Source organism: Erwinia sp. JUb26 (genome assembly GCF_003751505.1).
In the GTDB taxonomy this organism is placed as follows: domain Bacteria; phylum Pseudomonadota; class Gammaproteobacteria; order Enterobacterales; family Enterobacteriaceae; genus Erwinia.
Genome location: NZ_RJVB01000012.1, coordinates 49,294 through 62,697, shown reverse-complemented (window position 1 = coordinate 62,697; position 13,404 = coordinate 49,294). Strand labels below are relative to the sequence as shown.

Annotated in this window: 13 protein-coding genes; 5 read left to right on the top strand and 8 right to left on the bottom strand. The window is 56.0% G+C overall.

Going from position 1 to position 13,404, the window contains the following annotated elements; all coding sequences use genetic code 11:
• Positions 1–839 precede the first annotated feature (839 nt).
• The 3 genes from EC836_RS23435 to zipA form a co-directional block, all read right to left on the bottom strand.
• Complete coding sequence (locus EC836_RS23435) at positions 840–1,055, bottom strand: DUF3820 family protein (protein WP_123337691.1); 216 nt, start codon at positions 1,053–1,055, stop codon at positions 840–842.
• A gap of 1 nt (position 1,056) precedes the next feature.
• Positions 1,057–3,069, bottom strand: coding sequence for an NAD-dependent DNA ligase LigA (ligA, locus tag EC836_RS23430; protein WP_123337689.1), 2,013 nt, complete (start codon positions 3,067–3,069; stop codon positions 1,057–1,059).
• A gap of 68 nt (positions 3,070–3,137) precedes the next feature.
• Positions 3,138–4,121 carry a cell division protein ZipA gene (gene zipA, locus EC836_RS23425; protein WP_123337687.1) on the bottom strand — a complete coding sequence of 328 codons (984 nt, stop codon included), beginning with the start codon at positions 4,119–4,121 and terminating at the stop codon, positions 3,138–3,140.
• A gap of 221 nt (positions 4,122–4,342) precedes the next feature.
• Between zipA and cysZ the strand changes: the two genes are divergently transcribed.
• Together cysZ and cysK are read left to right on the top strand one after the other, a co-directional pair.
• Complete coding sequence (gene cysZ / locus EC836_RS23420; protein ID WP_123337685.1) at positions 4,343–5,104, top strand: sulfate transporter CysZ; 762 nt, start codon at positions 4,343–4,345, stop codon at positions 5,102–5,104.
• A gap of 194 nt (positions 5,105–5,298) precedes the next feature.
• Positions 5,299–6,270, top strand: a complete 972-nt coding sequence (gene cysK, locus EC836_RS23415) for a cysteine synthase A (RefSeq protein ID WP_105593309.1) — start codon at positions 5,299–5,301, stop codon at positions 6,268–6,270.
• Here cysK and EC836_RS24760 read toward each other — a convergent pair.
• Positions 6,245–6,589, bottom strand: coding sequence for a hypothetical protein (locus EC836_RS24760; RefSeq protein WP_158612810.1), 345 nt, complete (start codon positions 6,587–6,589; stop codon positions 6,245–6,247). The genes cysK and EC836_RS24760 overlap by 26 nt on opposite strands.
• Before the next feature lie 73 nt (positions 6,590–6,662).
• Between EC836_RS24760 and ptsH the strand changes: the two genes are divergently transcribed.
• From ptsH to crr, 3 genes are all read left to right on the top strand, one after another.
• Positions 6,663–6,920: a phosphocarrier protein Hpr gene (gene ptsH, locus EC836_RS23405; protein ID WP_048915267.1), complete on the top strand. Its 258-nt coding sequence runs from the start codon at positions 6,663–6,665 to the stop codon at positions 6,918–6,920.
• A gap of 269 nt (positions 6,921–7,189) precedes the next feature.
• Positions 7,190–8,917, top strand: a complete 1,728-nt coding sequence (gene ptsI / locus EC836_RS23400) for a phosphoenolpyruvate-protein phosphotransferase PtsI (protein ID WP_123337681.1) — start codon at positions 7,190–7,192, stop codon at positions 8,915–8,917.
• 44 nt (positions 8,918–8,961) lie between these two features.
• Positions 8,962–9,465, top strand: a complete 504-nt coding sequence (gene crr / locus EC836_RS23395) for a PTS glucose transporter subunit IIA (protein WP_123337679.1) — start codon at positions 8,962–8,964, stop codon at positions 9,463–9,465.
• Positions 9,466–9,510: 45 nt separating this feature from the next.
• On the opposite strand, the gene EC836_RS23390 is transcribed toward crr, so the two are convergent.
• The 4 genes from EC836_RS23390 to cysM all read right to left on the bottom strand — a co-directional run bounded on the left by EC836_RS23390 (position 9,511) and on the right by cysM (position 13,336).
• Positions 9,511–10,209 carry a GntR family transcriptional regulator gene (locus tag EC836_RS23390; protein WP_123337677.1) on the bottom strand — a complete coding sequence of 233 codons (699 nt, stop codon included), beginning with the start codon at positions 10,207–10,209 and terminating at the stop codon, positions 9,511–9,513.
• A 54-nt stretch (positions 10,210–10,263) separates the two neighbouring features.
• Complete coding sequence (locus EC836_RS23385) at positions 10,264–11,613, bottom strand: ATP-binding protein (protein WP_123337675.1); 1,350 nt, start codon at positions 11,611–11,613, stop codon at positions 10,264–10,266.
• On the bottom strand, positions 11,610–12,290 hold the full coding sequence (locus EC836_RS23380; RefSeq protein WP_123337673.1) for a response regulator transcription factor: 681 nt from the start codon (positions 12,288–12,290) through the stop codon (positions 11,610–11,612). The genes EC836_RS23385 and EC836_RS23380 overlap by 4 nt, the downstream gene beginning before the upstream one ends.
• A 167-nt stretch (positions 12,291–12,457) precedes the next feature.
• Positions 12,458–13,336, bottom strand: a complete 879-nt coding sequence (gene cysM / locus EC836_RS23375; protein ID WP_123337671.1) for a cysteine synthase CysM — start codon at positions 13,334–13,336, stop codon at positions 12,458–12,460.
• Positions 13,337–13,404: the final 68 nt, after the last annotated feature.

Sequence of the window (13,404 nt, the reverse complement as noted above, 5' to 3'; positions counted from 1 at the left end):
AGCGGGCGTCCTGCCCGCGCCACGCCTGATGTCAGCATCCCTGCTGCCATCTCCGGCCCCGCTGCCTGCTCCTCAGCGCTGCGGATTGCCCTTCAGCCGCAGAGGCCGTTCCCCTTGATGCATTTTGCTCGCTTTTAACGACATTAAGCGCAATTCTTGGCAGCACAAAACCACGCATGGAAATCAGAGTGTTTAACAGACGCCACCGATATTCATCAGCAGGCTGGCTGTTTCCCCGATCGAGTCATCCACAGCGCTGAACGCAGAAAGGAAGCCAGGATTCGCCCGCATGGACGCGGGCGAAAGGCACAGCCGGGCCAGGACGGCCCGTCTGTGGCGGTCCGTCCGGCTGACGCACGGAGTGAGGGCACCGCAAAGCGGCGCGAGGACCAGACCGAACGGGGGAACAGCCAGCCAGCGCATCCTCCGAACCCGCAGGCAACAGGCATGATCCACCATCCAGACCGCAGGTTATTTCTATAGCTAACAATAAAGGTATTTGAAACATCGAACTCGCTTTTGACAACTTCAAGCCGATGTCTTTGCTACATAGCACCGCACACTTAAATCAGAGTGTTTAACAGACGCCACCGATATTCATCAGCAGGCTGGCTGTTCCCCCGATCGAGTCATCCACAGCGCTGAACGCAGAAAGGAAGCCAGGATTCGCCAGCATGGACGCTGGCGAAAGGCACAGCCGGGCCAGGACGGCCCGTCTGTGGCGGTCCGTCCGGCTGACGTACGGAGTGAGGGCACCGCAACGCGGCGCGAGGACCAGACCGAACGGGGGAACAGCCAGCCAGGCTATCTCAGAGCCCGCAGGCAACAAGCACCAACCGCTATCCCCGCTTCAGCGGCTTAACCAGCCCTTCCAGCCCCTCAATCTTGATCGCCAGCGTAATCTGCATCAGCTCGCCGAGCTTGCCCTGCGGAAACTCATCCTTGCGGGCAAACCACAGCAGATACTCCTCGGGCAGATCGATCAACACCCGCCCTTTGTACTTGCCATACGGCATCACCGTATTGGCAATCTCAACCAGCTGTTCCTTTTCCATATTACTCACCGAGTAAACGAATCATTTCCGCTTCATCAATCACCGGAATGCCCAGCTCCGTCGCCTTCGCCAGCTTAGAGCCTGCGGCCTCACCGGCAATCACCAGGTCGGTTTTCTTCGACACGCTGCCGCTTACCTTCGCGCCCAGCGCCGTTAAGCGATCTTTGGCTTCATCGCGCGACAGCACGTTTAATGAGCCGGTCAGCACCACGGTTTTACCCGCGAACGGGCTGTCGATCTCTTCCGCTTTCACCACCACCACTTCCGGCCAGTGAATGCCCGCTTTCTCAACCAGCAGGCGGATAACCTCACGGTTGCTTTCTTCATCCATAAAATTGCGTACGTGGCTGGCGACCACTTTACCCACGTCCGGCACGGCAATCAGCGCGTCGATATCGGCCGCCATCAGCGCCTCCAGCGTGCCGAAATGCGCGGCGAGGTTGGCGGCCGTCGCCTCGCCCACTTCGCTGATCCCCAGCGAGTAGAGGAAGCGGGCAAAGGTCGTTTGCTTTGCTTTCGCCAGTGCATCTACCACGTTCTGCGCCGATTTCGGCCCCATGCGATCCAGCCCGGTGAGTTTACCGGCAGTCAGATCGAACAGATCCGCCGCGTTAAGCACGTACTCTTTATCCACCAGTTGGTCGATAATCTTCTCGCCCATGCCGTCAATGTCCATTGCCCGACGGGAGACGAAATGCTTCAGCGCCCCTTTACGCTGCGCACCGCAGATCAGGCCACCTGTACAGCGGGCAACGACTTCCCCCTCTACACGCTCAACGTCCGAGCCGCAGACCGGGCAGTGGGTCGGGAAGTCTATTTCTCGCGCATCTTCAGCGGACTCGACCACACTGACGACCTGCGGAATAACGTCTCCGGCACGGCGGATCACCACGCGATCGCCAATTTTTAGCCCAAGACGCTCAATTTCATCGGCGTTGTGCAGCGTGGCGTTGCTGACCATCACTCCGGCAACCAGCACCGGCTCCAGCCTTGCCACCGGAGTGATCGCCCCGGTACGCCCCACCTGAAACTCAACGTCGCGCACGGTGGTGATCTGCTCCTGCGCCGGGAACTTAAACGCCACCGCCCAGCGCGGCGCACGGGCAACGAAACCGAGCTGCTCCTGCAGATCCAGCGAATCCACTTTGATCACTACGCCGTCGATATCAAAACCCAGCTGCGGTCGGTCTGCCTCAACCTGACGATAAAAGGCCAGCACTTCGTCGGCGCTGTGGCACAGGCGCACGCGATCGCTAACCGGCAGGCCCCAGGCTTTAAACTGCTGCAGGCGCTCAATATGGCTGCGTGGCATCTCACCGCCTTCCAACAGCCCCAGCCCGTAGCAGAAGAAGGTCAGCGGACGTTTAGCCGTGATGCGCGGATCCAGCTGACGCAGCGACCCCGCCGCCGCGTTACGCGGGTTGGCAAAGACCTTCCCACCGGTACGGCGCGCTTCATCGTTCATTTTTTCGAAGCCAGCCTGCGGCATAAAGACTTCGCCACGGACTTCAACCCGCGCCGGAATATTGTCGCCCTTCAGGCGCAGAGGAATGGCGTGAATGGTGCGCACATTCGAGGTGATGTTCTCACCGGTTGTACCGTCGCCTCGGGTGGCCGCGCGAACCAGCAGCCCATCTTCATACAGCAGGCTGACCGCCAGGCCGTCCAGTTTCAGTTCACAGCAGAAGACGATGTCCTCGCTGCTTTTCAGGCGATCCTGTACCCGTTTGTTGAAGGCCAGGTAGCTCTCTTCATCAAAGGCGTTATCCAGCGACAACATGGGGACTTCATGACGAACCTGTTCAAACGCCGCCAACGGGGCGGCGCCCACGCGCTGGGTCGGAGAATCGGAGGTGATCAGTTCCGGGTGCCCGGCTTCCAGATCGCGCAGTTCACGCATCAGGCGATCGTATTCCGCATCCGGAATTTCCGGCGCATCGAGCACGTGATACTGATATTCATGGTGGTGAAGCAGTGCTTTCAGATGGGTGAGTTTGTCTTGTACGGATTGCATTGGCGGCACCATCAGAGATAAAAAACCCCCGAAATCGGGGGTCAGATAAGCAGGATTGTCAGAATTTTTTAGTGGCTGTTGGCGTCGACGACTTCGCGAATGCGCCCTTTGTACGACTCCAGCTTCTGCGGCGTCATCATACGGCGCTCATCGTCCAGAACCACGCCACCCACGTCATCGGCGATGCGCTGTGCGGATTGCAGCATCAGCTTAAAGTTCTGATTCGCATCACCGTAGGATGGCACCATCATAAAGATAGAGATGCCGGGGGTGGTAAAGTCCGACATGTTATCCGGGTTGAACGACCCCGGCTTCACCATGTTCGCCAGGCTGAACAACACCGGCCCGCTGCCCGCCGGGTTCAGATGGCGATGGAAAATATTCATTTCGCCGAACTGGAAGCCCGCCTGAAGTACGCCCTGCAGCAGCGCTTCACCGCTGATGCTGCCACCGGCGTGAGCCGATACGTGCAGGACCAGAACGGTTTCCTTCGGTGCAGCTTCGCGCGGCGGTTCGACGCTGACCGGTGCCTGCTGGGCTGCTGGCTGTGCCGGTTCAACTCGACGCGGCTCGGTGCCAGACGCGGATACCGGTTTGGCCACAGGCTCTTCAGCACGTGCAACCGGTTCAACGTTCAGCACCGGCTCAGCGCGGCGCGACGGAACCTCGTCATAATGAGGCTCAGGTGGTGCGCTATGGCGCACATCACCGCCGAACAACGGATCCTGTTCAGGCTGTTCCTCAACGATCGGAGGCGAGTGACGAACCGGCTCCGGGCGAGGTTGAGGCTGACGCGGCGGTTCATCCCCGGCATTGAATCCACCCAGGGAAGGGTCCGACGGTTCAGGAGGGCTGCGCGTGGCACGCACGTCATCCATACCTTCTTCGTCATCCTCGAAAGCTTCTTCTCTGTCCTGCTTTAAACGCTTGTGCGGACGGTCGCGAAAAACTGATGAACGCTCTTTACGGCTGGTCCACAGGCCGTGCAGTAAAAGCGCTATAATTGCGACCGCGCCAACAACGATTAATATCAGACGCAAATCCTGCATCATTGTATTCTCTGTTGTTCCAATACCTTGCCACCGCGGCAAACTTTATCCTCTAACTGTATTTGCCCAAGTACACAAGTGCAAGTCTGTGCAGTATTTTCTGACAAATATCCTGAGTCGAGGACGCTTTTTTGCTGTAATTTCGCGCAATCTTGCCCTGGAAAGCGCAAACAGCTGGGTTATGATAGCCGAAACCAGCCTGAGAATAGGAGATAAAGCATTACATGGTACTAAATAATTCCAACAATGGTCATAACGGTGCCCACTATTTTGCCCGAGGCTGGCAGCTGATCCGCCTGCCCGGCATTCGCCGTTTCGTCATTCTCCCGCTGCTGGTCAATATCCTTCTGATGGGCGGCGCCTTTATCTGGCTGTTTGGCCGTCTCGGTCAGTGGATACCCGAACTGATGTCCATGGTCCCAGGCTGGCTACAGTGGCTCAGCTATCTGCTGTGGCCGCTGGTCGTTCTCTCCATTATTCTAGTCTTTAGCTATTTTTTCTCCACTCTCGCCAACTGGATTGCAGCACCTTTTTGCGGCCTGCTGGCCGAACAGCTGGAAGCGCGCCTCACCGGTCAGCCGCTGCCCGATAGCGGCTGGTCGGCTATCGTGAAAGATTTTCCGCGGATTATGAAACGCGAGTGGCAGAAGCTGGCTTACTATCTGCCGCGCGCCATTGTGCTGCTGTTGCTCTATTTCATCCCGGGATTCGGCCAGACCGTGGCACCGGTACTGTGGTTCCTGTTCAGCGCATGGATGCTCGCAATCCAGTACTGCGACTATCCCTTCGATAACCACAAAGTCAGCTTTGCGCGGATGCGTTCAGCACTGCGGCAGAACAAAACCGATAATTTACAATTCGGCGCGCTGGTCAGTTTGTTCACTCTGATCCCGATTCTGAATCTGGCGATCATGCCGGTGGCCGTCTGCGGTGCAACGGCGATGTGGGTGGACCGCTACCGCGCCACGCTGGGGTCGGCCCGCTAATCCCCCTTCTCCCTTCTCGGACACTGCGACAGGGTGCAAACGCGCCCTGCGCAGCCTTAGTTTTATCTATATGCCGTTTCGGCAGGGCTTATTTCAGCAGAACATATATATATACGATTTCTTCACTTCCTTGATAAATTGAACACGGTATGCTCTAGACCGTTCCCAATATTTCATACAGTTAAGGACAGGCTATGAGTAAGATCTATGAAGACAACTCGTTAACAATCGGTCATACGCCGCTGGTTCGACTGAACCGCATCGGTAATGGACGCATTCTGGCGAAAGTTGAGTCACGCAACCCAAGCTTCAGCGTCAAATGCCGTATCGGTGCCAATATGATTTGGGACGCAGAAAAGCGCGGAATTCTTAAACCTGGCATTGAACTGGTTGAGCCAACCAGCGGTAATACCGGTATTGCCCTGGCCTATGTGGCCGCGGCGCGCGGTTACAAACTGACGCTGACCATGCCGGAAACCATGAGCGTTGAGCGTCGCAAACTGCTGAAGGCGCTGGGTGCTAACCTGGTGCTGACCGAAGGCGCGAAAGGCATGAAAGGCGCGATTGCTAAAGCCGAAGAAATTGTGGCCAGCAACCCGGATAAGTTCGTGCTGCTGCAGCAGTTCAGCAACCCGGCCAACCCGGAAATCCACGAAAAAACCACCGGCCCGGAAATCTGGGAAGATACCGATGGTGAAGTCGATGTGTTTATCGCGGGCGTAGGTACCGGCGGTACGCTGACCGGCGTCAGCCGCTACATCAAAAACACCAAAGGCAAAAAAGAGCTGATCACCGTCGCGGTTGAGCCAACCGATTCTCCGGTGATTGCTCAGGCGCTGGCCGGTGACGAAATCAAGCCGGGTCCACACAAGATTCAGGGTATCGGTGCCGGTTTCATTCCGGGCAACCTCGATCTGAATCTGGTTGACCGCGTTGTTGCCATCTCAAACGAAGAAGCGATTTCTACCGCACGTCGCCTGATGGAAGACGAAGGTATTCTGGCCGGTATCTCTTCCGGTGCAGCGGTTGCCGCCGCGCTGAAACTGCAGGAAGATGAAGCCTTCGCCAACAAGAATATTGTGGTCATCCTGCCGTCTTCCGGCGAGCGCTATCTGTCTACCGCTCTGTTCGCCGATCTGTTCACCGAAAAAGAGCTGCAGCAGTAATCGTCAACACAGTGATTTGCTCAAAAAAGCACCCAATCGGGTGCTTTTTTGTGGAGTCCGTCAAACTTTTACCATCCTGCAGATTGCTTTTACCCTCGAGTGTCTGGTATTTAAGCTGCCAATTATTTTGATCCGTAAAATTAATCGCCGCGTGACCTGGATCGTGCTGAATCGTTTTACTGGTTTGGCGCACCGCGGCAAATAGCGGCATAATGAAGTGTGGAACGGCGAGATGTGAATTGCGAATTTCTCTCAGTCTGGCTTCCACCTTATCAGCGCATTTTTTGGCGAGTCTTTGTACCAGGCCAGCGCGACTCATACCGGCTAAGGTTCCGGCTTTCGCCTGAACTTTAGGCCTACAACACCAAACCAAATTAAGTTGGGGAAATATAATGTTCCAGCAAGAAGTTACCATCACTGCACCAAACGGCCTTCACACCCGCCCTGCCGCTCAGTTTGTTAAAGAAGCGAAAGCGTTCTCTTCCGAGATCACCGTGACCTCTAACGGCAAATCTGCCAGCGCCAAGAGCCTGTTCAAACTGCAGACTCTGGGTCTGACTCAGGGCACCGTTGTGACCCTGTCTGCTGAAGGTGAAGACGAGCAGAAAGCGGTTGAGCATCTGGTTAAACTGATGGCCGAACTCGAGTAATCACGGTCGTTTTTCCATCATCCAGCGTAACGCTTTGGCTGATAGTAACCGCTTTACTCCCTGTCACACAGCGGCAGGATAAAAAGTCAGCGGATATACTGTAGGTATCTTGATCGCGGACAGCATGTCCGCGTTATTGCTTTAATAAAATAGCCAAAAGCTAACAAGACAGGCCGCAGACAAAGTCAGTCTCGCTGAGTGAATTAACCGATGCAGTCATCAGCGGTTCATCACCTTCGATGATTATCAGAGACAGGAAAGGTAGGGTTATGATTTCAGGCATTTTAGCATCACCGGGTATCGCTTTCGGCAAAGCTCTTCTGTTGAAAGAAGATGAAATTGTCATCAACCGGAAAAAGATTTCTGCCGATCAGTGCGATCAGGAAGTTCAACGTTTTCTTGATGGTCGTAAAAAAGCTGCCGAGCAGCTGGAAGCGATCAGAGTCAAAGCCGGGGAAACCTTAGGTGAAGAGAAAGCGGCAATCTTCGAAGGCCACATCATGTTGCTGGAAGATGAAGAGCTTGAGCAGGAAATCATTACCCTGATCAAAGACGAGCACGCCACTGCCGACGCTGCCGCCTATTCCGTCATTGAAGGCCAGGCTAAAGCCCTGGAAGAGCTCGACGATGAATACCTGAAAGAACGTGCTGCTGATGTTCGTGACATCGGTAAACGCTTGCTGCAGAACATTCTGGGCCTGCATATCGTTGACCTGAGTGCAATCAACGAAGAAGTGCTGCTGATTGCCAAAGATCTGACCCCGTCAGAAACCGCACAGCTGAACCTGAACAAGGTGCTGGGCTTTATTACCGACATCGGTGGCCGTACGTCACACACCTCCATCATGGCGCGCTCTCTGGAGCTGCCGGCCATCGTGGGTACCGGTGATGTGACCAGCCAGATTAAAAACGATGACTACATCATTCTGGATGGCGTAAACAACAAAGTTTACGTTAACCCAACGGCTGACGTGATTGATGAGCTGAAGGCGGTTGCCCATCAGTACAACTCTGAAAAGAACGAGCTGGCCAAGCTGAAAGACCTGCCGGCGATTACCCTTGATGGTCATCAGGTTGAAGTCTGCGCCAACATCGGGACCGTACGTGACGTGGCCGGTGCAGAGCGTAACGGCGCTGAAGGCGTGGGCCTGTACCGCACTGAGTTCCTGTTTATGGACCGCGACTCGCTGCCGACTGAAGATGAGCAGTTCCAGGCTTACAAAGCCGTAGCCGAAGCCGTAGGCGCACAGGCGGTGATTGTTCGTACCATGGATATCGGCGGTGACAAAGATCTGCCGTACATGAACCTGCCTAAAGAGGACAACCCGTTCCTCGGCTGGCGCGCGATCCGTATCGCCATGGACCGCACTGAAATTCTGCATGCGCAGCTTCGTGCCATTCTGCGTGCTTCCGCGTTTGGCAAACTGCGCATCATGTTCCCAATGGTGATTTCCGTTGAGGAAGTGCGCTTCCTGAAGGCCGAACTGGAAACCCTGAAAGCCCAGCTGCGTGAAGAAGGCAAAGCCTTCGACGAGAGCATTGAAGTGGGTATCATGGTGGAAACCCCTGCCTCGGCGGTGATTGCGCACCATCTGGCAAAAGAAGTTGATTTCTTTAGTATTGGGACAAACGACCTGACGCAGTATACTCTGGCTGTTGATCGTGGTAACGATCTGATCTCCCATCTCTACAATCCGATGTCTCCGTCCGTTCTGACGCTGATCAAGCAGGTTATTGATGCTTCTCACGCAGAAGGTAAGTGGACCGGCATGTGCGGTGAGCTGGCAGGCGATGAACGTGCTACACTACTGCTATTGGGAATGGGGCTGGATGAATTCAGCATGAGTTCCATTTCTATTCCACGCATCAAAAAAATTATTCGTAATACGAATTTTGAAGACGCGAAGGCGCTAGCAGAGCAGGCTCTGGCACAACCAACAGCGGACGAGTTGATGAACCTGGTCAACAAGTTCATTGAAGAAAAGACACTCTGCTAAGGCCCGGAGACGGCTGGCCCAATATTACTGCTTAGGAGAAGAACATGGGTTTGTTTTCAAAACTTTTTGGCGATAAGTCAGATTCTGCATCGGGTGCGATTGAAATCGTAGCCCCCCTGTCTGGTGAAATCGTCAATATCGAAGACGTACCGGACGTTGTGTTTGCAGAGAAAATTGTTGGCGACGGTATCGCTATCAAACCTTCTGGCAATAAAATGGTGGCCCCCGTTGATGGCACCATCGGTAAAATTTTCGAAACCAATCATGCGTTTTCCATCGAGTCCGACAGCGGTATTGAGCTGTTCGTTCACTTTGGTATTGATACGGTCGAACTGAAAGGCGAAGGCTTTAAGCGCATCGCTGAAGAAGGTCAGAAAGTGAAGAAAGGTGACGTGGTCATCGAATTCGATCTGGCTTTACTGGAAGAGAAAGCGAAATCAACGCTGACGCCAGTGGTCATCTCAAACATGGATGAGATCAAAGAGCTGACTAAGTTGACCGGCAGCGTAACCGTCGGTGAGACCCCGGTTATCCGCATCAAGAAGTAAGCGCGGATAAACCAGAAAGCCCCCTGAGCAATCAGGGGGCTTTTTTTATGGCTGGCTGCCGGTCAGCGCGTCGCGCAGCGTCAGCGAAACGGCGGGTGAATCCATCAAATCCAGCTGCTGTTCCAGATGATGCAGATGGTCACGCATCAGCGAACGGGCAACATCGCCCTGCCCCGCCCGCAGCGCGTCCAGCACCGCGCAGTGCTCATCGCACTGGGAAGCCGGGGTGTCATTGCGCTGATAAAGCGCGACTATCAGCGAACTACGCACCATCAGGTTCGCCAGAATTTCACTCAGCACCTGGTTATCGCTGATTTTTGCCAGCAGCAGATGAAACGCGCTCAGCTCACGAATGATATTGCGGCGATCCCCGCTGGCCAGCGCTCGCTGCTCCGCCTGCTGATGCGCTTCGATCTCTACACTGAAACGCGCCAGCTTCTCCAAATCGATTCCGGCAATCACCGCATCCTCTACCGCCCGTCGGGCAATAAACACCTCACGCGCTTCTCTGGCACAGGGTTGTGACACCTTGGCGCCGCGATTGGGTGAGATAGTGACGATATGCTGCAACGCCAGCCGCTGTAGCGCCGCCTGAACGTGATTACGGTTCGCAGAGAGCACCTCAACGATCTGTGCCTCTATCAGCCGTGTACCGGGCCTGAGCCGGTGCTGCGCAATAGCAATCGATAATGCGTCAACGATACGTTGAACTTCCTGCTGCCTGCCGCTCGCCAAACTGCTCATGCCTTAACCTCAAATCTGAAATATCATCCATTGCCAAAGCGATGGCCGGAGGGTTTATACCACCCAGTGCGGCAGGCGAAGCGTCAGCTCCAGGCCACCTTCGCGGGCATTAATGGCTTTCACCTCGCCCTGATGCGCCAGCACCACCTTGCGGACGATCGACAGGCCGAGGCCATAGCCTTTACCTGAGAGCGGCGAACTGACGCGCACGAACGGATCGAAAATACTGGAAAGCTTATCGGCCTCAACCCCCGGCCCCTGATCGCGAACGATAATCGTCAGCCAGGCCCCTTCCTGCCGCAGCGTAATGGTCACCTGCTGCCCCTGAGTGGAGAAACGCAGCGCATTTCTCACCACGTTCTCAATGGCAGAACGGATCAGGTTCGCATCGCCTTTCACCGTGTAATCCTGCTGCGTGTCGGCATTAAGCAGAATTTCCACACCGGGCACCTGCGCCTCGTAGCGCGCATCGTTGGTGACCGCTTCCAGCAGGCCGAGCAGGTCGAAATACTGTTCATCGGGGATTTTCTGCTGTTCGGCGCGAGAAAGAGACAGCAGTTCGCCAATCATCTTATCCAGCCGCCGGGCCTCTTCATCAATGCGGTCCAGCGAGCTTTCTACCGAGGCGGGCGTCTGTCGCGCCAGCCCGGTGGCCAGCTGTAATCTGGCGAGCGGCGATCGCAGTTCGTGGGAAACATCATGCAGCAGCTCTTCACGGGCGCTGACCAGCACCGACAGGCGTTCCACCATCGCATCAAAATCGCTGGCCACCGCCGACAGTTCATCGTGGCGGCGGCGCATTTTAGGAAACAGCCGCACCGACAGATCGCCGGTCGAAACCCTTGCAAACCCTTCGCGCAGCTGCCGCATCGGGCGCGTCAGATTCCAGGCCAGGAACAGGCTGAACAGCAGCCCGCAGAAACCGCCGACGATAAACAGCGGCTCGGGCATATTCAGAATACTGCGAGGATGCCGGTTCATCTGGCTGTCGCGGCGTAGCCCGGCCACGTCGTAACGCAGCTGGTAGAACTTGCCGTCGGCTCCGGTTACCCATTCCACCACCTGCCGGGGAAATTCACGGGACGCCATATCGCGGTTTAATTCATCTTTGGGTGCATCTGGCGGTAGGGCGTCGACCTGCTGAACCGAGAAGAAGCGGCGATCGCTGTCCGGCCAGTCGATCATCATATCCCGCAGCGACTCCGGCCCGCCGTTTTGCAGAACCGATACCGCCGAGGTCATTTGCAGATTCACAATGCGCCGGGCGGCCAGATTTTCCGGCGGCTCGCGATGATTGCCGTACAGGCTGAAACCCAGCCACATCAGCTGGGTGATGGCAATATAGGTCAGCCAGAAACCCAGCAGGATCTTCCAGAACAGGAAGCCGCGAAATCGGGAGGTCATCGGATGCGGTAGCCGATGCTGCGTACCGTTTCGATATTGATCGTATCGTTAGTCAGTGCAGCCAGCTTCTGACGGATATTGCTGATATGAACGTCCACGCTGCGATCGTAGGCTTCGCGCGGGCGGCCCAGACCTTTCTCGGACAGTTCATCTTTCGACACTACGCGATCGGGGGCGCGCAGCAGTAAATCAAGCAGGTTAAATTCAGAAGCGGTCAGATCGAACGGTTTGCTCTGCCACTCGCTGATGCGCGTTGCCGGGTTGAGGGTGAGTTCTCCCCAGCTAATCACATCTTTGTTTTCCACGGCCACAGGCTGTTCCTCAACCCGGCGCAGCACCGCACGCAGGCGCGCCACCAGCTCGCGCGGGTAGCAGGGTTTCGGCATATAGTCATCGGCACCCATTTCCAGACCGATCACGCGATCGATATTATCCCCTTTTGCCGTCAGCATGATCACCGGCAGGCGGCTGTTCTGCCGCACCTGGCGCAGCACGTCAATGCCGCTCATATCCGGCAGCATAATGTCGAGGATCATCGCGCTGTATTCGCCGGACAGCGCGCCGTTTACGCCCGCTTTACCGGTCAGCACCAGCGAGGCGTCAAAACCTTCGGCAATAAGATACTGGCTGAGCATGGTGCCCAGCTCAAGGTCGTCGTCAACGAGTAAAATTTTCATTGGGGATCTCTTAGTGATACAGCCGCTATTTTCGCCTGTCAGAAAATAATCCGCAGCCGGTTTTACCTAATCCTTACAGTATGGCAAATCCGGCAGCGGACGTACGGCGGGTTTTGAACCCCAGGATGGCAAATAATTCCACGCGATGACAAATAAACGCAGCGGGATCAGTACACGCCGGTGGAGAGGTAACGATCGCCGCGATCGCAAATGATAGCCACCACTACGCTGCCAGGATTCGCCTGCGCAATACGTATCGCACCGGCTACCGCGCCGCCGGAGCTGACGCCGCAGAACACGCCTTCGCGCTGCGCCAGCTGCCGCATGGTGTCTTCCGCTTCCTGCTGCGACATATCCATCACTTCATCGACCAGTTCGGGGCGGAAGATACCGGGAAGATAGGCTTCCGGCCAGCGGCGGATTCCGGGGATGCTGCTGCCTTCGGAGGGCTGCAGACCGATGATTTGTACCGTTTCACTCTGCTCTTTCAGAAAACGACTGACGCCGGTGATGGTACCGGTGGTGCCCATGCTGGAGACGAAATGCGTCACCCGGCCAGCCGTCTGCTGCCAGATTTCCGGGCCGGTGGTGCGATAGTGACCCAGCGGGTTATCGGCGTTATTAAACTGATCGAGCACCTTGCCCTCGCCGCGCGCGGCCATCTCGCTGGCCAGATCGCGCGCGCCCTCCATGCCCTGTTCACGGCTGACCAGAATCAGTTCTGCGCCATAGGCGCGCATCGCCGCCTGGCGCTCAATGCTCATGTTGTCCGGCATCAGCAGCTTAAGAACATAGCCCTTCATCGCCGCAATCATCGCCAGCGCAATACCGGTATTGCCGCTGGTCGCTTCAATCAGTACATCGCCTGGCTGGATTTCCCCGCGCAGTTCGGCCTGCTGGATCATCGACAGCGCCGCGCGATCCTTCACCGATCCGGCAGGATTATTACCTTCCAGCTTCAGCCAGATTTCGCTGCCGTTTTCCGGGCCAAGGCGCTGAAGCTTGATCAGCGGAGTGTTACCAATGGTGTGTTCGAGAGTGGTCAAAGTCCGGTTCCAGGCATGAAATGACAGGGGCCGGAAAAATCCAGCCCCTGTTGGTAAAAGAGTCAGCT